The sequence below is a fragment of the Dactylosporangium vinaceum genome (assembly GCF_019904175.1).
In the GTDB taxonomy this organism is placed as follows: domain Bacteria; phylum Actinomycetota; class Actinomycetes; order Mycobacteriales; family Micromonosporaceae; genus Dactylosporangium; species Dactylosporangium vinaceum.
Genome location: NZ_CP061913.1, coordinates 6,139,220 through 6,158,838, shown reverse-complemented (window position 1 = coordinate 6,158,838; position 19,619 = coordinate 6,139,220). Strand labels below are relative to the sequence as shown.

The window sequence follows — 19,619 nt, the reverse complement described above, 5'->3', positions numbered from 1 at the left end:
TCACCGGGCCGTGGACCAGTGCGCCGGACGGTGCAGGGCCGCCGGCAGCCGGGTGGACGCGTCGCCGGTCGCCGCGTCGAGCTGCGACTGGATCAGGAACAGGGTGCCGCGCAAATCCGCACCGGCCAGGTTCGCACCGCGCAGATCCGCGCCGATGACGTCGGCGTTGCGCAGATCCGCGCCGCGCAGGTCGGCCCCGATCAGCAGCGCCCCGCGCAGGTCCGCGTCGCGCAGATCCGCCCCGCGCAGCGCCGCCCCGATCAATGCCCGGCCCGGCGCCTCGTGTACCGCGCCGCGCCCGCGCTGCCGCCGGGGACGCCCGTCGCGGGTGCGGCCGTCCGCGGCCGACGCCGGGGCGCCGCGGGAACCCGGCCCGGGGGTGCGGGCCAGGCGGCTCGCGTCGCGCAGGAGGGCGGCGACGTGGGCGCGGTGACGTTCGGCGCCGCCGGGCGTGAGGGTGTCCGGGGTGTCGCGCAGTGCCCGGGTGGCCGCGAGGGCGTCGTCCAGGGCCGCGTGCAGCGCAGCCGTCCTCGGCAGGGCCCGGGCCTCGGTGAGGTACCACAGCAGCTCGTGCAGGATGCGGACCGCGGCGAACACCTCGAACATCCGGGGAGCGGACGCCGGGTCGGCGCGCCAGTCCCGGCCCTGCGCGACCACCTGGGCGACGTGCTGCCCGGCGCCGAAACAGTCGTAGACGGTGCAGCCGGGGAAGCCGCGCTCGCGCAGCCGGGTGTGGATGCCGCAGCCGAAGTCGGCGCCGAGGTTCGGGCAGGCGTGCCCGGCCGGCTTGTCGATCGCGAAATCCGACGACCGGGAGAACGCCGGGGCGACACAACACAGGCCGAAGCAGCGGGAGCAGTCGGCTCGCAACTCTGCGCTCATGGTTCCTTCCTGATCGCGCCCGACGGTACCCCCACGCCACACCACCGTGTCACAAGGCCCGCGTTGCCCCGGCCGGCAGCGGTCCGGGGGCTTGAGGACGGCGAAAAGCCCCGGCGGGTGGCCGGGGCTTTCCGTACGTCGTGCGGGGTGCGCTGTTACGCGGAGCGGCCGCGGCGCAGCCGGACCTCTTCGAGGCGCTCGTTCAGGATGTCCTCGAGCTCGGCGATCGTGCGCCGCTCCAGGAGCATGTCCCAGTGGGTGCGCGGCGGCTTCGCCTTCTTCTGCTCGGGCTCGCTGCCGTCGACCAGCCGCGCCACGCTCCCGTCGAACTTGCACTCCCAGGTCATGGGGACCTCGGCATCGACGGCGAACGGTACCTCGAACTGGTGCCCCTTCGCGCACAGGTACTCACGGGTCTGACGCGGAGCCAGTTCGGTGTTGCGGTCGGACTCGTAGCTGACGGCTCCGAGACGGCTGCCGCGCAGCATGCGCTCGCCCATGGTTGGTCTTCCCCTTCGGATCGTGTTGCGCTTCGCTGTAACCAACGACGCCACGTGGTCTGACGATTCCCACCGCGGGCGGGCAGATTACACGACCGACCCGGCGCTGCGGTAGGTTCGTCGCCAGGTGGGTACCCTGATTTTACGTTGGGTTTCAATGATCGACCACACCTGTCGTTTCGTGGCGCGGCTCACCGAAGGTAGTTTCGGCAGGTCACCCAGGTGGTTGACGGTTCTCACCCCGCCTCGGGTGGCACACTTCCCGACACTGTGAGCCGGGTCAGCGCCGCGGTGAGCTGGGTCACCTGATCGCGGAGATTGTCCGCCCAGGCATGCGCGCGGTCCGCCTCCGACCGCAGCCGCACCAGCTCCTCCCGGGCCGCGATCAGCGCCGCCTCGGCCCCCGCGGCCCGGGAACCCTCCGCGTCCAGGCGCCGCTGCAGCCGGCCCTCCGCCTCCGCCCCCTCACGCAGTGCCCGTTCCACGGCCGTGTGCGCGACGTCGCGTTCCCGCAGGGCGTTGCCGGCCAGGTCGCGGGCCGCGTCGCGTTCCCGGTACGCCTCCGCGCGCAGCGCCGCCTCCGTCGCCGCCTCCCGCCGGGCCTTGTCCCGCTGGACGGCGATCTCGTCGGCGGCCTCCCGGTACTGCTCGATCGTCGCCTCCGCCGCCTGCCGCGCCGCCGCCAGCGCCTCGTCCGCGGCCGCCTGCACCTGCGCGACCCGGCGGTCACCGTCGGCGACCGCGGCGGCGACGGACCGTTCCGCGGCCCGGCGGACGTCGGCGACGGCCTGCTCCATGGCCGCCTTCGTCTCCGCCACCGTCACCGCCGCCTCCTCGCGGGCCTCGGTGACGGCCTGCTCGGCGGCCGCCTGCATCTCCGCGACCGCCTTCCCGGCGGCGGCCTGCACCTCCTCGACCCGCAGCCGCGCCCGTTCCTGCTCGGCGGCGAGCGCCTCCTGCGCCGCCGCGGCGTCCTCGGCGCGCTGCCGGGCCGCGTCCGCCCGGGCCTGCTCGAGCGCGGCCCGGGCCTTGCGGGTCTCCTCCCGGGCGTCGTCGCGCTCGACCTGCGCGGCGACGAGCCCGGCGGCGGCCTCCGCCCGGGCCTCGGCGACCTGCCGCTCGATGCCGCTCGTGGACACCTCCGCGTGCAGGGCGTCGACGAGGTCGGTCAGGGACTGGTCGAGCCGCTCGGCGATCTCGAACGCCCGCGCGACCTGCCCGCTGAGCCCCGGCGACGTGCGCTGGCGCATCCGCGCGTTGCGGGCGTTGCGCTGGCACTCGCCGTCGTTGTCGCGGCAGTACCGGAACGGCCGCCCGGCAGCGTTGCGCTGCGGGACGGGCCGGCCGCAGTACGCGCACGGCCGCTCCTCGCCGGCACGTTCGTCGACCACCCACTCACGCGCCGCGGCGCCGTCGCCGTCGAGCCGTACGTCGATCCGAGACTCAGTCACGCCCGACAGCGTAGGACCCGCGGATCGCTGCTCGTCACGCGACACGCCGGTTTATCGAATTGCTAATACCGATAATTCGATAATTGCCTGCGGAACGGCCGTGGGGGCGCTCGGAAGCGCCGGGGAAGGCATACACCATAATGACAGTTAAGTTATGCCTCTACACAACGTTGTATGTTGCAGTACGCTGCAGGCGTGACAGACGAGACCGTCGCGTGCCGGCGATGCGGTGACACGCAGCCGCGCGACGCCTTCTACAACCAGGGCCACTCCTCACGGCCACGGCAGCCGTGCAAGCAGTGCCTGTCCGTCGCACGGCGGGTGCAGTACCTCGCCGGGGGCGGCAGCCGGATCTCGCACGCGCAGGTCCTCCGGGACAAGTACGGGCTCACACCACAGCAGTACGACCGGATGCTGCAGGACCAGGGCGGCCTGTGCGCCATCTGCGGACAGCCCGAGACCCGGCGTGGCAGCGGCGGCGAACCGCGACGCCTGTCCGTCGACCACGACCACCGCACCGGTGTAGTCCGCCAGCTGCTCTGCGGGCGGTGCAACTCCGTGACGTGGGCCGTCGAGGAAAGCCCCGGGCTGCTGGAGGCGGTCCGCGACTATCTGGAGCGGCACCGACGGCTCGGCAACGCCTGACGGAGCCGGCTGTCCCGCGGCTGGGACTCAACGGCGCGGGCGGCCCGGGAGCACGAAGTAGACCAGGGCGGCTGCGGTCACCAAGCCTGAGAGCAGCAGCGGCCAATCTGTACCGGCCGGGAGTGTGGCGCCCATGGCGGCGACACCGGCGCAGGCACCGGCCTGGCGGGCCGCGTTGAGGATCCCGGCGGCGGCGCCTGTCGCGCCCGGTGGGGCGGCGGTCACGATCGCCGTGGCCAGCGCGGGGAGGGCGAAGGAGACGCCTAGACCGACGAGGAGCAGCGACGGGGCCAGCCAGGGGTAGGCGGCGCCGGTGTGTACGGCGGCGGCCAGGGTTGTGGCGCCGAACGTGAGGAGGGCCAGGCCGGCGGCTGTCGGGATGCGCGGGCCGGATTTGGCGACGATACGGGCGGTCAGTGGCGGGTTCACGGCGAACGGGACCGTCAGGGGCAGGAAAGCCAGGCCGGTCTCGAGGGCGGCCAGGTGGTACGTGCGCTGCAGGACCAGCGGCAGGACGAACAGGGCGCCGGACAGCGCGAAGCTCACCGCTGCGGCGGCCGTGATCGCCGCGCGCACGCCCGGGACGCTCAGGAGACGCCTGTCGAGGACCGGGGTGCGGCTGCGGCGATCCCGGGCGGTGAACACGGCGAGCGCGATCACCGTGAGGGTGGCGGCCAGGACGAGGTGGGGGCGGTTGCCGGTGCCGGCTGTGATGAGGGTGTCACTACCGAGGGCCAGGACTGCCGCGGCGGCTGCGTGGGCCGGCCAGTCGATGCGTGGGCGGGTATCGAGGCGGGGCGCGTCGGGCCCTGGCCCGGTGGTTGCGGGCCTGGGATTGGCCTCGGTGCCGGCCGGCGTCGCAGTGGTGCTGGTGGGCGGGTCTGGTGGTGGGGGCGTGGGGGAGTACAGATGCCGGGTCAGGAAGATGACGAGCAGGCCGAGTGGGACGTTGATCAGGAACACGGCGCGCCAGCCTGCGGCGCCGACCAGTGCACCGCCGGCTATCGGGCCGGCCGCTACCGCGGCGCCGCTCGTCGCGGCCCAGGTGGCGATCGCTCGGGCGCGCGCCGGCGGGGACGGGTAGAGGCTTGCGATCAGGGCCATTGAGGCCGGTACGCACGCCGCGGCGGCGGCGCCCATCACGGCTCGCACAGCCACGAGGACCCACAGGGCCGGGGCCAGGGCGCTCAGCAGCGACGCGACAGTGAAGGTGACGACGCCCAGGTGGAACAGGCGGGCGGCGCCGTAGCGGTCGGTGGCGGCGCCGGCGGAGAGCAGGAGCGCGGCGAAGACGATGGTGTACGCGGTGGTCGCCCACTGCAGGCCGGCCGTTGATGCGTGGAGGGACGCGGCCAGGTCCGGCTCGGCGACGGCCAGGACCGTCATGTCGAGCAGGACCATGAAATAGCCGAGGGAGATGCCGGCCAGGGCGCGGCGGGCCGGTGCTGAGGCGAGCTGGTGAGTCTGCGAAGTGGTCATGGTCCGACCTACGGTGCGGCACCGGGGTTTGCGTCTCCACCGGCCTGACCGCAGGCGGCGTTCGGGGAAACCGAATGCGCGGCTCACCTGCGGCGTTCGAGGATTACCGATGAGCGCTGCTTGAGTAGAGTTACCGGCCGTGCAGCGTCACCGGGCCGTTCGGCAAGCGCCGCGGCCGGCTTTGCGTCCGAGTGAGACGTCGTGCGTGCCGCCCCTCACCGCCCGTGTCGTGGGCGTCACAGCGGGTGGTCTCGCGCCGCTCCCTGGCGTCAGGCGGCGCGGCATCGTGTTGCTGCTCGCGATGGTGCGGGTGACCTGTGAACGGTGACGGCGGAGCGGCGGCGCTGGAGCTGCGGCAGTTGCGGACGTTCGCGGCGGTGGTGCGGCATCGGACGGTCACCGACGCGGCCGTCGCGCTGCAGTTGGCGCCCTCGTCAGTGTCGCAGCAGATCCGGACCCTCGAGGCGGCGCTCGGGGTGGCGCTGTTCGTGCGGGGCGGGAAAGGCATGACGTTGACCACGGCCGGGCAGCGGCTCGAAGGGTGGGCGCGGACGCTGCTCGCGCAGGCCGACGCCGCGGTCCGCGACGTGCGGGATCTGCGGCCGGTGCTGCGGCTCGGGGCACTCGGGACGATCGCCGAGGTGTACGTGCCGCGGATCCTGGCCCGGTTCGCGCAACGCCGGCCCGACGTCGAAGTCGACGTACACGCGGACGGTGTCCGGGACGGGCTGCTGCGTGGGGTACTCGACGGGCATCTCGACGCCGCGCTGCTGCTCGACGCCGGGGACGGCATCGGCGGGCTCGGGTTCGCCGTGCCGGGCGGGTCGCTCACATTCCTGGACCTGCAACCCGTGCCGCTTGCGCTCGTCGCGGCGCCCGGAAGCGCGCTGGCGCAGCGTGAACGGGTCGGTGTCGAGGACCTGCGGGGCGAGCGGCTGCTGGTCAACGTGCCGGAGTGCTCGTTCTGGCTCGCCGGGCAGCGGCTGCTCGGGGACGGGCCGCGGCGGGTCAAGGCCGGGGGAGTACCGGTGATGCGGGCCTGGGCCGAACAAGGCCTCGGCGTGACGCTGTTGCCGGAATTCGCCGTCACTGACAGCGTGGCCGGCGGGCGGCTCGTGCGGCTGGCGTTGGACGTGCCCGATCTGGCACTGCGGCTGGTCTGGCGGGAGGACCAGGAGGAGCGGGCCGGGATACGCGACATGCTGTACGCGGCCGCCCGGGCCTGACCGGCGGCGGCCGCGCGCGGTCGACGAACGTCCGGGCTGGTGCGCCGCGACCGGAGTGGTGTTCAGCAGGTCGTGGCGAAGCCCTCCAGGAGGTTCCGGCCGTACACGAAGATCACGTAGGAGGGGAAGTCCTGGCGGGTCGTCGGCGGGCCGTACTGGGTGATGACGTCCGACTCCGTGCCGTACATGGGGCGGTGCTTTTCCAGCAGCACGAAGCGGGCGTCGTGCTTTGCCGGGTCGTACATGTCGGTGTGGGTCTGCCAGCACATGCCGACCAGCCGCCCGTGGTCGCTGAGCGTCGGCACCACCGTGACCTGGCGTGACGTGCCGACGGTGATGTTGTTCGACACCCAGTACGAGCCGAGGCCGTACCGCATGCCGTGATCCTGCAACCACTCTGCGGCTTCCTGACCCTCGATCGGCGCGGCCTGCGGAGGGGCGTAGGCGACGAGGGTGATCAGCTGCGCCGCGAGAACGACCGGCAGAACCGCCAGCACGGCGCCCCGGAATCGGCGAACCAGAACCGGCGGGGTGATCGAGCCGATCGCGGGCGATGCTGCCGAGCCGGCTCGCGTGGCCGGCTCGGCGACCGGCGCATTGGGTCGAGCGGAGCGCTCGACGGCGGGTGCGCGGCGGTCGTCGAGTGTGCGGGCGGTGAGGCGGGCGGCCAGGACCGCGGCCAGGGGCAGCACCGGCGCGACCTCGCGCGTGGCCAGCAGGTCGATCGGCAGCGTCGACACGATCTCGGCGCCCAGGTCGCACACGATCGCCGCGGCCAGGACCGCGTCGACCCGGTCGGCCCGGCCCCGGACCGCGGCCACCGCCGTCACCAGCACCGCCACGACGGCCAGGAGCAGTCCCGGCACCCGTACCACCTGCAGCGTCGTCTCCACCCAACCCGGCTGGACATGCGGGCGTGCCGTGCCGAACAGGGTGCCGAGCATCCGCGACACCGTCCCCGCCCGGTCCGCCCACACCTCAATCGGCGACAACTCGATCGGCGGCCGCGGCGCCCGGAACCCGCCGGCCTGCTCGATCAGCCACAGCGCGGCGTGCGACACCACCACCGAACCGACCCCGGCGGCCGCCAGCCGCACGTCGAGGCCGCGCCACGCCCGGGCTCGCACCGTCCGATAGCCGGTGACGGCGATCAGCGGCGCCGCCCCGACGAACGTGATGAGCGGATCACCCATCGCCCCCCACGCCAGTACCGCCCCCACCGCATACGGCAGCCACGGACGGTCACGGGCCCGGTCGATCAGCAGCCACGCGATCAGCAGCGGCACCGCCGAACCGGTGTGGTTCGGCGACGACAGCAGGGTCTGGTACCCGACCCCCGGCGACGGCACCACCAGCACCGCGACAGCGACCCCGGCCGCGACCGCGCCGGAGCGCCACGACGTCGCCGCCGACCGGGCGAGCCAGGCGGCGAAGCACACGACGAGGGTCCACGACAGCGCCGCCGCGATGTGGATCTGCTCGGTCGTGACGCCGGTGACGAGCTGGATGATGCCGTACTGCACCAGCTCCGTCGGGTAGAACGACACATCCGACAGCGTCCACCCGCGCAGCAGCACGTTGCCGTGGAACAGGTCCCACGCCTGCAGCGCGTTGCTGGCGCCGTCACTGTTGACCGTCACCGCGCGCGCCATCCGCAGGTACGCCGCGAACAGCCCGGCCGCCGCCACCACCACCACGGCCGCCGGGCCCGCCCACCGAAGGTGCCTCATGCCCCGATCCGCCCGCCCGCCGTGACGAGCCACTCGCCGGTCTCCCAGTCGTCCGGTGCACCGTCGCCGCGGTAGTACAGGTCGAAGCGCACCAGCGGCCGGCCCCGCACCGTGACCGCCCGGAACACCTCGCCCAGACCCGGGAACGCCGTGCCGTCCGGCTCCGGGAACATCCGCTCCAGCGCCGCCCTGGACAGGTCGGTCCGCAGCGCGAACTGCCACAGCGGCTCGGCCAGCCAGTCGTCGCGGACCAGCTCGAAGCGGGGCTCCCGGCCCGCGACGAACGCGGTGATCGCACCGTCGAGCTCGGCGGCGGTCGCCGGGAGCACGAACGGCCACGGCTCACCCGTCGGGTAGCGGTACATCGCCGACGACCCGGCGATCCGGTCCACCGTCTGCCGCCACAGCTGCGCCGACGACGCGGCCGGCAGGTTCACCCCGGTGTGATCGACCGCCTCGACGTGGGCGGCGAGCCGGTCCGCCAGGTCGCCGAGCGCGACACCGCCGCCGGACGGGCCCGGCGGCGACTGCAGGGCGTAGGCGTCGCCGTCCGAGGTCGTGAACCGCACCTGCGCAACGTCGATGGCCGCGGTCTCGAACACCGTCACCGGCAGCGCACCCACCGGCGCGGCCGGGGTCAGCGTGAGCCGGCCCGGCGCCGCCGACAGCTGCGCCACGCCGCCCAGCAGTGTCCGCAGGTGGGTGAGGAACGACCCGTCGGCGTGCGGGAGCCGGTAGGCGATCTCGGTGAGCCGGGCCACGTCAAACCCCTCGGCCCGGGTGCGCCGCACCGCGCGGCGGCCGGGGTGCCCGGCCGGCGGCGGTCACCGGATGCCCCAGTCGGCGAGGACCTCCGCGGTGTCCTGACCCGGCCGGGGCGGCGCGCCGAGCGGAGCCCGGTCCGGCCGCCCGGACGGCGGGGCCGGCGGGTCGGGCGGCGAGAGCGTGGGCGGGGTGGTGAAGCGGGGCGCGGGAGCCGGCTGGGTGACGCCGCCCGCCGTGACGAACGTGCCGCGGGCCGCCAGGTGCGCATCCGCGGGCGCCTCCGCCAGCGACAGCACCGGCGCGACACAGGCGTCGGTGCCGTCGAACACCGCCGCCCACTCGTCCCGGGTCTTGTCCAGGAACGCCGCCGCCAGCCGCGCCCGCAGCTGCGGCCAGCGCGGCACGTCGAACTGCTCCGGCAGGTCGGTGAGGCCCAGCCGGGCCACGAGGTCGGCGAAGAACTGCGGTTCGAGCGCGCCGACCGCCACGTACCGGTCGTCGGCGGTCCGGTACACGTCGTAGAACGGCGCGCCGGTGTCCAGCAGGTTCACGCCCCGCGCGTCGCGCCACAGGCCCGCGGCGAGGAGGCTGTGCACGATCATGCTCAGGTGGGCGGTGCCGTCGACGATCGCCGCGTCCACGACCTGGCCGCGGCCCGTGACCGTCGCCGCGTGGACGGCCGCGAGCACCCCCACGACCAGGTATAGCGCCCCGCCGCCGTAGTCGCCGAGCAGGTTCACCGGCACCTGCGGCGGGCCGCCCGCCCGGCCGATCGCGTGCAGCGCACCCGTCCGCGCCAGGTACGTGATGTCATGCCCCGCCGACGCCGCCAGCGGGCCGTCCTGGCCCCAGCCGGTCATCCGGCCGTACACCAGCGCGGGGTTGCGGGCCAGGACCGCCTCCGGGCCGACCCCGAGCCGCTCGGCGACACCCGGCCGGAACCCTTCGATCAGCACCTGCGCACGCTCCGCCAGGGCGAGGACCACCTCGACACCCTCCGGCGTCTTCAGGTCCGCGGCCACCGACCGCTTGCCCCGGTTCGTCAGGTCCCCGGCCGCCGGCGGCGCGATCGGCGAGCCCGGCCCGGGCCGGTCGACCCGCACCACGTCGGCGCCCAGGTCGGCCAGCAGCATCGCCGCGAACGGGCCCGGGCCGATCCCCGCCAGCTCCACGACGCGCAGATCCCGCAGCGGTCCATCGCTCATGCCAGCAAGGTACCGGGCGGGCGATCACGCACCCGAGACGCGGCACACAAAAACGCCCCAGCCCAGGTACCGCCGCTGGTACTGCAGATGCGTCCGCCGGGCCGCCCGGAGGTACTCGCGCATCGCCGGCGCGTCCGGCGACTCCGGGTGCGCGCGAAGCCAGTCGGACACCGTCCACCACTGCGACGCCACGTACCGGTCCCAGCTGTCACCGTCGGCGAGGACCATCTCCAGCAGCTCCAGCCCCGCCGACTCGAGCCGCTCCAGCGTCCCACCGAGCGTGGCGAACACCTCACGCGGACAGTCCAGCGCGGCGTACGCCCCGTCGGGGGTGTCGTCGGCCCAGTACGGCTCGCCGAGCAGCAGCAGCCCGTCGTCCCGCACCGCCCGCCGCATCAACGCCACCGTCCCGGCCAGCCCGCCGCCGATCCAGGTCGCGCCGATGCAGGAGACCACGTCGTACTCCCATCGCGGCCCGGCACCGCCCGGGTCGCCGCCCGGTTCCGCGGCGTGCGGGCGTGTGGCGTCGCCCGCGCCGCCGGGTGGCGGGACGGCCTGTGCGGCGTCGCCGAGGGCGAAGGTGACGCGGTCGGCGACGCCGAGCTCCACGGCCCGGGCGCGGGCGGCCGCGACGAAGACGGTGCTGATGTCGACGCCCAGGCCCTCGATGCCGAAGGCGTCCGCCCAGCGGCACAGCAGCTCGCCCTTGCCGCTGGCCAGGTCCAGCAGCCGCTGGCCCGGGTGCAGGCGGCAGACCTCGCCGAGCAGCATCAGCTTGTCCTCGGTGAACGGGTTGAGGATCCGGTGCCCGGCCTCGGCGATCTCGTGCATGCTCAGGACATCCATGCCGGTGACCGTGGCAGCGGCGGCGCCGGATGTCCAGGTGGTTTTGCGGCTATCCGGTGTGTTCCTCTCGGGCCAGGTGCGTTTCGGCGGCCTGGCGCAGGTCGATGTCGTGGACCAGGATGCGGGCCGTGTCGTCGTCGAGGTCGCCGCGCAGCACGGCGGTGACGACGGCGGTGCGCTGGGCGTCGAAGCCCGCCGGGGTCGGCGGGCCGTCGTGGCTGATCGCGGCGGTGGCGATCCGGCGGCCGCGCTCCAGCAGCTGCGTCGCCCGTTCGCGTTCACGGTGCGTGTCGATCTTCAGGCGGCGGACCAGGGGACTGATGGTGGTGCCCTGGATCAGCAGCGTCCCGAGGGTGACGAACAGGGCGATCGCCTGGATCGCGTCGCGGCCGGGGAACTGCTCGCCGCTGTGCAGCGTGGGCGGGATCGCGGCCGCGGCGGCCAGGGTGAGGATGCCGCGCATGCCGGTCCAGCCGACGATCAGCGACTCGCGCGGGGTCGGCGCGCCGAGCGGGCCCTGCCACTCACCGGCCGCCTGCCACTCGCCCGACGCCTGCCACTCACCGTAGGCGCGGGCCCGGCGGCGCCGGCGGCGGGCGAGGCGGTCCGCGGCCCGTTGCCGCATCCGCGCGCGCAACGCCGGGTCGTCGCGGATGCGCCGTTCGAGGGCGCGGCGGCGCAGGTCCCACCACGAGAAGATCATCCAGACCGCGAGCAGGCGGAACAGGATCACCGTGACCAGCAGTACCCCCGCCGCCAGCAGTGTGACGGCCAGGCCCGGTTCGGCGCTCGCGTGCCGCAGGTCGGCGATGACGAACCGCAGCTGCAGGCCGATGTAGGCGAAGACGAACGTCTCGAGCAGGAAGTCGAGGACCGGCCACACCGCGTCCTCCTGCAGGCGGGTGCGGTAGGCGCTCGGATACTGGAACTTCGGGTCGAGGGTCGTGTTGATGCTGAACAGGTAGGCGCAGGCGACGACCGCGAGGATGCCCGAGGCGTGGACCTGCTCGGCGCTCAGGTACGCGGTGAACGGCAGCAGCAGCGCCAGGGACGTCTCCAGCACCGGCGTGTGCAGCCGCGGCCGCAGCAGCAGCGCGACGCCCGCGAACACCATCCCGATCAGGACCCCGGCGGCGGCGGTGTACGCGAACAGGCCGAACGGGTTGTCGAACAGTGTCTCCTCGGCCCCGGCCGCGGCCGCCGCGATCCCGAACAGCGTCAGCGCGGTGGCGTCGTTGACCAGGCTCTCGCCGGTCAGGATCGCCGTCACCCGGCGGGGTATCCCGAGTTCGTCGCCGTGGGAGACGGTGGTGATCGTGTCCGGCGGCGCCAGGACCGCCCCCAGCAGCAGCGCCGCCGGCAGCCCGATCGCCGGCATCAGCCAGCTGCCGACGAGGCCGGCGACGCCGGTGGTCAGCACCACCAGCGTCACGCCGAGCGTCAGGATCGGCCGCAGGTTCTGCGAGAACCCGGAGAACGACGCCGCCCGGGTCGCGGAGTACAGCAGCGGGGGCACGACGACGGCGAGGATGAGCTCACTGTCCAGCTCCAGGCGTGGCACGCCGGGCAGGAACGACGCGCCCGCGGCCAGGACGACGACGATGAGGCCGGGCTGCACCCCGCGGCGGTGCGCGACGACCGACACCGCGATGCCACCGAAAATGATCAGCAGCAGCTGCACACCGTTCACGGAAGATCACCCTAATCGGGCGGTCACCCCGCGCGCATGAACTCGTAGGCGCCACGCAGCCGCGTCCGCAGCAGCCCCGTTGCCGGCCCGATGCCGAGCCGGACGTCACCGGGGCGGCCCGAGCCGGTCGCGGCGCGCAGCGGCCCCGGGTCGAGACCGTCGCGCCGGGCGACCAGGACGCCGAGGTCGTAGCGGCTCACCGCGTCCGGCCCGGCCACGTGCACGACCCCGCTGACGTCGCCGCCGCCGAGCTCCAGCAGCGCGTCGGCGAGGTCGTCGACGTGGATCGGCTTGCGGATCTCGTCGGTGAACAGCGCCCCGTCGACCCGCCCGGCGAGCAGGTCGTAGGTGAGCTGCTCGTGGCCACTGCCACCGTCGGCCATGATCAGCGACGTGCGCACGACCACCGCGCCGGGCGCGATCGCCCGCACCGCCGTCTCGGCCGCCGCCTTCGCCGCGCCGTACGGGTAGATCGGGTCGGGGTGGTCGTCCTCCGTGTACTCGCGGCCGGCCCGGCCGGAGAAGACCGCATCGCTGGAGACGTGCACCAGGCGCACCCGCTCGTCGCAGGCCAGGGCCACGTTCGCGGCGCCGTCGGCGTTGGCCGCCCAGTCGTTGCGGTCGCGGCCCGCCGCGGTGTGGATGACCAGGTCCGGCCGGACCGCGTCGACGACGTCACGCACCGCATCGCGGTCGCGGATGTCGACCCGGACCGGGCTGATCACCGCGTCGGCCTTGCCCTCCGTGACACCACGGCCACGATCGACCGCCTCGATCCAGGGCCGTACGTGGGTGCCGAGCACCGTGTGGCCGGCGGCGACCGCGAGCGTCGCCACCCGCCGCCCGAGAGAGCCCGTCGCGCCGGTGATGAGGATTCGCGCCATGGGGATCAGTAATACCGGAGCGGCCGTAGTACCGGAGAGCTACCCGCAGATGGTTCCGCGGAGTGACGCGGCGGGCGGCGGCCGCTCCCTACCGTGCGTCCATGCGAACCGAACGGGGCCGGACCGCCGGCTCGCCGGTGCCCGGCCCCGTCGCGGCGCCCGGGCGGGATCGGGGGATCGACGCGCTGCGGGTGGTGGCGATCCTCGGGGTGGTGCTGGGGCACTGGCTGGTCACTGCACTGGTCGTGGACGGGGGACCGGCGCATGTGGCAAGCCCGCTGCGGGCCGCCCCGGGGCTCGCGCCCGCGTCGTGGGTGTTCCAGACCCTGGCACTGTTCTTCTTCGTCGGCGGGGCCGTGACGGCCCGCGGGCGGGGAGGTGGTGCCGGTTCGGGCGGCGGCGCGGCGGCGGGCGGTCGGCGGGCCTGGTTGTCGGCGCGGCTGCACCGGCTGTTCCGGCCCGTGCTGGTGCTGGTCGCCGCGTGGAGCGCGCTGCTGATCGGGGCGGTCCTGTGGCAGTACACCCCGGGCTTGTCGCGCAGCGTCGACGCGTTCACGGCGGCGGTGCGGTCGCGCACGGTGCTGAAGCTCGTCGCGTCGCCGCTGTGGTTCCTGCTCGTGTACGCCGCGCTGACCCTCGCCCAGCCGCTCGTGCGCCGGCTGCACCCCGGGTGGCCGCTCGCGGTGGTGGTCGCCGTCGACCTCGGGCGGTTCGCGTTCGGGGCACCCGGATGGATCGGGTGGATCAACCTCGGCGCGGGGTGGCTGGTGCCGTACTGCCTGGGCGCGGCCTGGTCGCGGGGCCGGCTCCGGTCGGCGCGCAGCGGATGGGTGATGCTCGCCGGCGGGCTCGGGGCGGCGGTGGTGCTGACGGGCCGGCTCGGGTATCCGGTGTCGATGGTCGGCGTCCCCGGGCAGGGGATCTCCAACCTGAACCCGCCGACGCTCGCGGCCGTCGCGTTCGGCATCGGGCAGTGCGGGCTGGCGCTGCTGATCCTGCCGTCGCTGCGGCGGGCGATGGACCGTGCGCGGCCGTGGCGGGCGGTGACCGCGGTGAACCGCTCGGCGATGACGGTCTTCCTGTGGCACCAGACGTCGCTGCTGCTCGTGTCGCTGCTGGTGCCGGGGGTGATGGTGGGGCTGCAGACGGTACCGGACGGCGCGTCCTGGCTGGCGGCTCGCCTGCTGTGGCTGCCGGTGTTCGCCGCCGGGCTGGCCGGGTGCGTGGCGGTGTTCCACCGGTTCGAGCGGCCGCCGCCCCCGCCGCCGCGCTCGCCCGCGCCGGCCCGGCGAGCGCACGTCGCGGCGTGACGGGGCGGCTACACCGGGCGGGCGGTCGTGGTGTACGGGGCCGGCGTGAACCAGGCGGGCAGGGCTCGGCGCATGTGTTCGGGGCCGTGGACCCGCAACGCGCCGTCGCGCTGGGCGTGTTGCCAGCTCACGTCGCCGCGCCAGACCTCGGTCAGGCGGCGCAGGGTGCCGTTGACGGTGACCGTGACGTCGAAGCCCGGGTCGTCGTCGCAGACGTCGGCCGCACCGGCGGTGATGATCATCCACCAGTACCGTGCCGGGCCCGGCACGTCCGTGAAGTCGAAGTGCACCACCGAACGGCCCGGCGGGACGGCTTCGTGGTCGACGCGGCGGTGCATGTCCCACAGCAGCAGCTTCGGGTCCAGGTCGGCGTCGCCGAGCTCGCCGATCCAGCGCACACCCCAGACCGCAATCGCGTTCACGATCGGGGCCAGCTCGAAGCCCGCCTCGGTCAGCACATAGCGGCCGTCCTCACTGCGGACCAGGCCTGCGCCGGTCAGCTGCTGCAGCCGCTTCGACAGCAGCGCCGGGGACATGCGCGGCAGGCCGCGGCGCAGATCGTTGAAGCGGTCGCTGCCCGCCATGAGCTCACGCAGCACGAGCATCGTCCAGCGCTCGTCGAGCAGCTCCATGGCCTTCGCGACCGGGCAGAACTGGTGGTAACCGGCACCCATACCGGCAGCGTAGGGCGCCCGCCCGGCCGGCTCCAGTACAGATCGTGTACTGGTTGCCGACACGTGCGGCCACCTAGCGTGCTGCCATGACCACACCGCTGAAAGACAGGCACCGCGCGATCTGGACCTCCGGCGACTACGCGACGGTCGCCGCCGACATCATCCCGAGCCTCGGGCCGTTACTCGTCGAGGCGTGCGGCATCGGGCCCGGGCAGCGGGTCCTCGACGTCGCCGCCGGCACCGGCAACGCCGCCATCCCGGCCGCCCTCACCGGAGCCGACGTGACCGCGAGTGACCTCACACCGGCCCTGCTCGAGACCGGCGAACGCCTCGCCGACGCGCGGGGCGCCAAGCTCACCTGGGCCGAGGCCGACGCCGAGGCGCTGCCGTTCGCCGACGGGGAGTACGACTGCGTGCTCTCGTGCGTCGGGGTCATGTTCGCGCCGTCGCACCAGGTGGCCGCCGACGAGTTGGTGCGCGTGTGCCGCCCGGGCGGGACGATCGGGCTGCTCAGCTGGACGCCGGGCGGGTTCATCGGGCAGCTGTTCGCGGTGATGAAGCCGTTCGCGCCCGCGCCCCCGCCCGGTGCGCAGCCGGCGCCGCTGTGGGGCGACGAGGCGCACGTCCGCACGCTCCTCGGCGATCGGGTGACAGACGTGACGGTGCGGACCCAGCGCCTGCGCGTCGAGGCGTTCGCCGCCGCGGACGGGTTCCGGGAGTACTTCAAGCGCAACTACGGCCCGACGCTCGCCGTGTACCGGGCGCTGCAGGACGATCCGGCCCGCACCGCCGAGCTCGACGCGGCACTCGATGCGCTCGCCGCCCGGTTCCGCGCTGCCGACGGGTCGATGGACTGGGAGTACCTGCTGGTGACCGCGGCCCGGGCCGGTCGCTGACGCCGGCCGGCGGGCCCGGGGCGGTCTGGTGTGCGGGGCGACGCCTGGTTACTCTTGAGTAGGTGAGCACTGAGGCTTTCGTTTTCGATGCCATTCGCACACCTCGCGGCCGCGGTAAGAGGAACGGCTCGCTACACGGTGTCAAACCCATCTCACTCGTCGTGGGGCTGATCGACGAGCTGCGTACCCGCAACCCCGGGCTCGACCCCGAACGCATCGACGACGTCGTCCTCGGTGTCGTCTCACCCATCGGCGACCAGGGCTCCGACATCGCCCGCACCGCCGCGATCGCGGCCGGGCTCGGGGAGACCGCGGCCGGCGTGCAGCTCAACCGGTTCTGCGCCTCCGGGCTGGAAGCCGTCAACATCGCGGCGCAGAAGGTCCGGGCCGGGTGGGAGGATGTGATCCTCGCCGGCGGCGTCGAGTCGATGTCCCGCGTGCCGATGGGCTCCGACGGCGGCGCGTGGGCGATGGACCCCGAGACCAACTTCGCGACCGGGTTCGTGCCGCAGGGCATCGGCGCCGACCTGATCGCGACCATGGACGGCTACAGCCGCGAGGACGTCGACGCCTACGCCCTGGAGTCGCAGACCCGCGCCGCGAAGGCCTGGGCCGGGGGCCACTTCGCGCGTTCGGTGATCCCGGTCCGCGACCGCAACGGGCTCGTCGTGCTCGACCGGGACGAGCACGTGCGGGCCTCGACGATGGAGGGCCTCGGGGCGCTGCCCGCGTCGTTCGCGCCCATCGGCGAGCTCGGCGGGTTCGACGCCGTGGCGCTGCAGAAGTACCACTGGGTGGAGCGCATCGACCACGTCCACACCGCCGGCAACTCGTCGGGGATCGTGGACGGCGCGTCACTGGTGCTCGTCGGCAGCGAGGCGGCCGGGCGCGAGTTCGGGCTGACGCCCCGGGCCCGGATCGTGTCCGCCGCCGTCAGCGGCGCCGACCCGCTGATCATGCTCACCGGGCCGGCGCCGGCCAGCCGCAAGGCCCTGGCGAAGGCCGGGCTCACCGTCGACGACATCGCCCTCGTCGAGATGAACGAGGCGTTCGCCGCTGTCGTGCTGCACTTCGCCAAGGACATGGGCTTCGAGCTGGACCGGGTGAACGTCAACGGCGGCGCCATCGCCATGGGCCACCCCCTCGGCGCGACCGGCGGCATGCTGCTCGGCACGCTCGTCGACGAGCTCGAACGCCGCGGCGAGCGGTACGGGCTGGCCACGATGTGTGTCGGCGGCGGCATGGGCATCGCGACGATCGTCGAGCGACTGTGAACCGGGGGAGCGACGTGGAGATCATCCGCTACGAGCGGGACGCGGACGGCGTCGTCCTGCTGACCATGGACGACCCGGCGCGGTCCGCCAACACCATGAACGCCGCGTTCACCGAGGCGCTCGGCACCGTCATCGACCGGCTGTACACCGAGCGCGACGACATCACCGGCGTCATCCTGGCCTCGGCGAAGAAGACCTGGTTCGCCGGCGGCGACCTGGACCTGCTCGCGAGCATCGGCCCCGACCAGGCGGCCGCCGTCACGGCCTCGACGACGCACCTCAAGGGCCTGCTGCGGCGCCTCGAGACGCTCGGCCGGCCCGTCGTCGCCGCGATCAACGGGTCCGCGCTCGGCGGCGGCCTGGAACTGGCGCTCGCCTGCCACCACCGGATCGTCGCCGACGACGCCCGCGTCGAGATCGGCTTCCCCGAGGTCACCCTCGGCCTGCTGCCCGGCGCCGGCGGCGTCGTGCGCACCGTGCGGATGCTCGGGATCGCCGACGCGCTCATGCAGGTTTTGCTCAAGGGTCAGCGGCACCGCCCCGCCAAGGCCCTGCAGGTCGGCCTCGTCGATGCCGTGGCGCCGGCGGGCGACCTGATCGCCGCCGCCCGGCAGTGGATCGCCGAGCATCCGGGCGCCGTCCAGCCGTGGGATGTCAAGGGCTTCAAAATTCCCGGGGGTACCCCCAGCAGCCCGTCCTTCGCCGCGAACCTCCCCGCGTTTCCGGCGACCCTGCGCAAGGAGCTCAAGGGCGCCCCGTACCCGGCCCCGCGCAACATCCTCTGCGCCGCCGTCGAAGGCGCGCAGGTCGACCTGGACACCGCGTTCGCCATCGAGGGCCGCTACTTCGTCGAGCTCGCCACCGGCCAGACCGCCAAAAACATGATCAAGGCGTTCTTCTTCGACATGCAGGCCGCCAACTCCCGCGGCGCCGCGAACGTCGGCTTCAGCAAGGTCGCCGTCCTCGGCGCCGGCATGATGGGCGCCGGCATCGCGTACGTGTGCGCCAAGGCCGGGCTGCCCGTCCTGCTCAAGGACGTCACGCTCGAGGCGGCGGAGAAGGGCAAGGCGTACGCGGCGACCCGCCGCCACGACCAGGCGCTGCTGGACCGGATCACACCCACCGCGGACGTGGCCGACCTCGCCGGGGCCGACCTGGTCATCGAGGCCGTGTTCGAGGACCCCGGCCTGAAGCACAAGGTGTTCGCCGAGATCGAGGACGTCGTCGCGCCCGGCGCGCTGCTGTGCTCGAACACGTCGACGCTGCCCATCTCGCTGCTGGCCGAGGGGGTGCGCCGGCGCGGCGACTTCGTCGGGCTGCACTTCTTCTCCCCGGTCGACAAGATGCCGCTCGTCGAGGTCATCCGCGGCGCGGAGACGTCGGACGAGGCCCTGGACAAGGCGCTGGCGGTGGTACGGCTGCTGAAGAAGACGCCCATCGTCGTCAACGACAGCCGCGGCTTCTTCACCAGCCGGGTCATCGGCACGTTCACCCTCGAGGGCCTGCGGATGCTCGCCGAGGGCGTGCCGGCCCCGTCGATCGAGCAGGCCAGCCTCCAGGCCGGATACCCGGCGCCGGTCCTGCAGCTCATGGACGAACTCACGCTCACCCTCCCCCAGAAGATCCGCAACGCGACGGCGGCGGCCATCGTCGCCGGCGGCGGCACGTGGACGCCGAGCCCCGCCGACGCGCTCATCGACCGGATGGTCGACGAGTTCGGCCGCCCCGGCCGGTCGGGCGGCGCGGGCTTCTACGAGTACGAGGACGGCAAGCGGACGCGCCTGTGGCCGGGCCTGCGCACGCACTTCGCCGGCCCGGCCGCGTCCTCTCCGGCCGGGTCCGGGCCGGCCGTGGCTGTGCCGTTCATGGACATGCAGGAGCGGATGCTGTTCGCCGAGGCGCTGGAGAGCGTGAAGTGCCTGGACGAGGGCGTGCTCACCTCGGTGGCGGACGCGAACGTCGGGTCGATTCTCGGCATCGGGTTCCCGGCCTGGACCGGGGGCGTCCTGCAGTACATCAACCAGTACGCGGGCGGCCTGCCCGGGTTCATCGCCCGCGCCGAGGAGCTCGCCGAGCGCTACGGGGAGCGCTTCACGCCCCCGGCGCTGCTGCGGGCCAAGGCCGCGGAGGGCTCGACGTTCGTGTAGCCCGCCCGGCCGGTG

Annotated in this window: 17 protein-coding genes; 6 read left to right on the top strand and 11 right to left on the bottom strand. The window is 73.8% G+C overall.

From position 1 onward, the window contains the following. From Dvina_RS27655 to Dvina_RS27645, 3 genes are all read right to left on the bottom strand, one after another. Entirely contained in the window at nucleotides 1–882 is an 882-nt protein-coding gene (locus Dvina_RS27655; RefSeq protein WP_223092258.1) for a pentapeptide repeat-containing protein, read from the bottom strand. A 155-nt stretch (nucleotides 883–1,037) separates the two neighbouring features. Continuing rightward, complete coding sequence (locus Dvina_RS27650) at nucleotides 1,038–1,382, bottom strand: RNA polymerase-binding protein RbpA (RefSeq protein WP_223092257.1); 345 nt, start codon at nucleotides 1,380–1,382, stop codon at nucleotides 1,038–1,040. 236 nt (nucleotides 1,383–1,618) lie between these two features. Continuing rightward, complete coding sequence (locus Dvina_RS27645) at nucleotides 1,619–2,833, bottom strand: coiled-coil domain-containing protein (protein WP_223092256.1); 1,215 nt, start codon at nucleotides 2,831–2,833, stop codon at nucleotides 1,619–1,621. A 195-nt stretch (nucleotides 2,834–3,028) separates the two neighbouring features. Between Dvina_RS27645 and Dvina_RS27640 the strand changes: the two genes are divergently transcribed. Next, nucleotides 3,029–3,478, top strand: a complete 450-nt coding sequence (locus Dvina_RS27640; RefSeq protein ID WP_223092255.1) for an endonuclease VII domain-containing protein — start codon at nucleotides 3,029–3,031, stop codon at nucleotides 3,476–3,478. 27 nt (nucleotides 3,479–3,505) lie between these two features. Here the strand turns inward: Dvina_RS27640 and Dvina_RS27635 are convergent, their stop codons facing one another. After that, on the bottom strand, nucleotides 3,506–4,957 hold the full coding sequence (locus Dvina_RS27635; protein ID WP_223092254.1) for an MFS transporter: 1,452 nt from the start codon (nucleotides 4,955–4,957) through the stop codon (nucleotides 3,506–3,508). Nucleotides 4,958–5,274: 317 nt separating this feature from the next. Here Dvina_RS27635 and Dvina_RS27630 point away from each other — a divergent pair, with 317 nt between their 5' ends. After that, a complete protein-coding gene (locus Dvina_RS27630) occupies nucleotides 5,275–6,183 on the top strand; it encodes a LysR family transcriptional regulator (RefSeq protein WP_223092253.1) in 909 nt (302 codons plus the stop codon). A gap of 62 nt (nucleotides 6,184–6,245) precedes the next feature. Here Dvina_RS27630 and Dvina_RS27625 read toward each other — a convergent pair whose 3' ends face one another. From Dvina_RS27625 to Dvina_RS27600, 6 genes are all read right to left on the bottom strand, one after another. Next, entirely contained in the window at nucleotides 6,246–7,913 is a 1,668-nt protein-coding gene (locus Dvina_RS27625) for a hypothetical protein (RefSeq protein WP_223092252.1), read from the bottom strand. Beyond that, nucleotides 7,910–8,674, bottom strand: coding sequence for a hypothetical protein (locus Dvina_RS27620; protein WP_223092251.1), 765 nt, complete (start codon nucleotides 8,672–8,674; stop codon nucleotides 7,910–7,912). The genes Dvina_RS27625 and Dvina_RS27620 overlap by 4 nt, the downstream gene beginning before the upstream one ends. A 63-nt stretch (nucleotides 8,675–8,737) precedes the next feature. Beyond that, nucleotides 8,738–9,883 (bottom strand): CaiB/BaiF CoA transferase family protein, encoded by a 1,146-nt coding sequence (locus Dvina_RS27615; RefSeq protein WP_223092250.1) that lies wholly within the window; start codon nucleotides 9,881–9,883, stop codon nucleotides 8,738–8,740. 24 nt (nucleotides 9,884–9,907) lie between these two features. Continuing rightward, nucleotides 9,908–10,729 (bottom strand): SAM-dependent methyltransferase, encoded by an 822-nt coding sequence (locus Dvina_RS27610; RefSeq protein WP_223092249.1) that lies wholly within the window; start codon nucleotides 10,727–10,729, stop codon nucleotides 9,908–9,910. A gap of 49 nt (nucleotides 10,730–10,778) precedes the next feature. Beyond that, nucleotides 10,779–12,419, bottom strand: coding sequence for a cation:proton antiporter (locus tag Dvina_RS27605; protein WP_223092248.1), 1,641 nt, complete (start codon nucleotides 12,417–12,419; stop codon nucleotides 10,779–10,781). Nucleotides 12,420–12,442: 23 nt separating this feature from the next. Further along, the gene (locus tag Dvina_RS27600) at nucleotides 12,443–13,303 is read right to left on the bottom strand and encodes an SDR family oxidoreductase (RefSeq protein ID WP_223092247.1); all 861 of its coding nucleotides are present in this window, start codon (nucleotides 13,301–13,303) and stop codon (nucleotides 12,443–12,445) included. Between the two features lie 101 nt (nucleotides 13,304–13,404). On the opposite strand from Dvina_RS27600, the gene Dvina_RS27595 reads away from it, so the two are divergent. Then, entirely contained in the window at nucleotides 13,405–14,613 is a 1,209-nt protein-coding gene (locus Dvina_RS27595) for an acyltransferase family protein (RefSeq protein WP_223092246.1), read from the top strand. A gap of 8 nt (nucleotides 14,614–14,621) precedes the next feature. On the opposite strand, the gene Dvina_RS27590 is transcribed toward Dvina_RS27595, so the two are convergent. Further along, nucleotides 14,622–15,287 (bottom strand): winged helix-turn-helix transcriptional regulator, encoded by a 666-nt coding sequence (locus Dvina_RS27590; protein WP_223092245.1) that lies wholly within the window; start codon nucleotides 15,285–15,287, stop codon nucleotides 14,622–14,624. An 86-nt stretch (nucleotides 15,288–15,373) separates the two neighbouring features. Between Dvina_RS27590 and Dvina_RS27585 the strand changes: the two genes are divergently transcribed. From Dvina_RS27585 to Dvina_RS27575, 3 genes are all read left to right on the top strand, one after another. Further along, complete coding sequence (locus Dvina_RS27585) at nucleotides 15,374–16,183, top strand: class I SAM-dependent methyltransferase (protein WP_223092244.1); 810 nt, start codon at nucleotides 15,374–15,376, stop codon at nucleotides 16,181–16,183. Between the two features lie 62 nt (nucleotides 16,184–16,245). Beyond that, nucleotides 16,246–17,457: an acetyl-CoA C-acetyltransferase gene (locus Dvina_RS27580; RefSeq protein ID WP_223092243.1), complete on the top strand. Its 1,212-nt coding sequence runs from the start codon at nucleotides 16,246–16,248 to the stop codon at nucleotides 17,455–17,457. Between the two features lie 65 nt (nucleotides 17,458–17,522). Then, the gene (locus tag Dvina_RS27575; protein WP_246656597.1) at nucleotides 17,523–19,604 is read left to right on the top strand and encodes a 3-hydroxyacyl-CoA dehydrogenase NAD-binding domain-containing protein; all 2,082 of its coding nucleotides are present in this window, start codon (nucleotides 17,523–17,525) and stop codon (nucleotides 19,602–19,604) included. Nucleotides 19,605–19,619: the final 15 nt, after the last annotated feature.

What these genes read in the sequence shown, in the direction of transcription:
- Dvina_RS27595 (WP_223092246.1), top strand. Translation starts at nt 13,405, where the DNA reads ATGCGAACCGAACGGGGCCGGACCGCCGGCTCGCCGGTGCCCGGCCCC.
- Dvina_RS27590 (WP_223092245.1), bottom strand. Translation starts at nt 15,287, where the DNA reads ATGGGTGCCGGTTACCACCAGTTCTGCCCGGTCGCGAAGGCCATGGAG.
- Dvina_RS27585 (WP_223092244.1), top strand. Translation starts at nt 15,374, where the DNA reads ATGACCACACCGCTGAAAGACAGGCACCGCGCGATCTGGACCTCCGGC.
- Dvina_RS27615 (WP_223092250.1), bottom strand. Translation starts at nt 9,883, where the DNA reads ATGAGCGATGGACCGCTGCGGGATCTGCGCGTCGTGGAGCTGGCGGGG.
- Dvina_RS27625 (WP_223092252.1), bottom strand. Translation starts at nt 7,913, where the DNA reads ATGAGGCACCTTCGGTGGGCGGGCCCGGCGGCCGTGGTGGTGGTGGCG.
- Dvina_RS27655 (WP_223092258.1), bottom strand. Translation starts at nt 882, where the DNA reads ATGAGCGCAGAGTTGCGAGCCGACTGCTCCCGCTGCTTCGGCCTGTGT.
- Dvina_RS27635 (WP_223092254.1), bottom strand. Translation starts at nt 4,957, where the DNA reads ATGACCACTTCGCAGACTCACCAGCTCGCCTCAGCACCGGCCCGCCGC.
- Dvina_RS27575 (WP_246656597.1), top strand. Translation starts at nt 17,523, where the DNA reads ATGGACGACCCGGCGCGGTCCGCCAACACCATGAACGCCGCGTTCACC.
- Dvina_RS27650 (WP_223092257.1), bottom strand. Translation starts at nt 1,382, where the DNA reads ATGGGCGAGCGCATGCTGCGCGGCAGCCGTCTCGGAGCCGTCAGCTAC.
- Dvina_RS27610 (WP_223092249.1), bottom strand. Translation starts at nt 10,729, where the DNA reads ATGGATGTCCTGAGCATGCACGAGATCGCCGAGGCCGGGCACCGGATC.
- Dvina_RS27600 (WP_223092247.1), bottom strand. Translation starts at nt 13,303, where the DNA reads ATGGCGCGAATCCTCATCACCGGCGCGACGGGCTCTCTCGGGCGGCGG.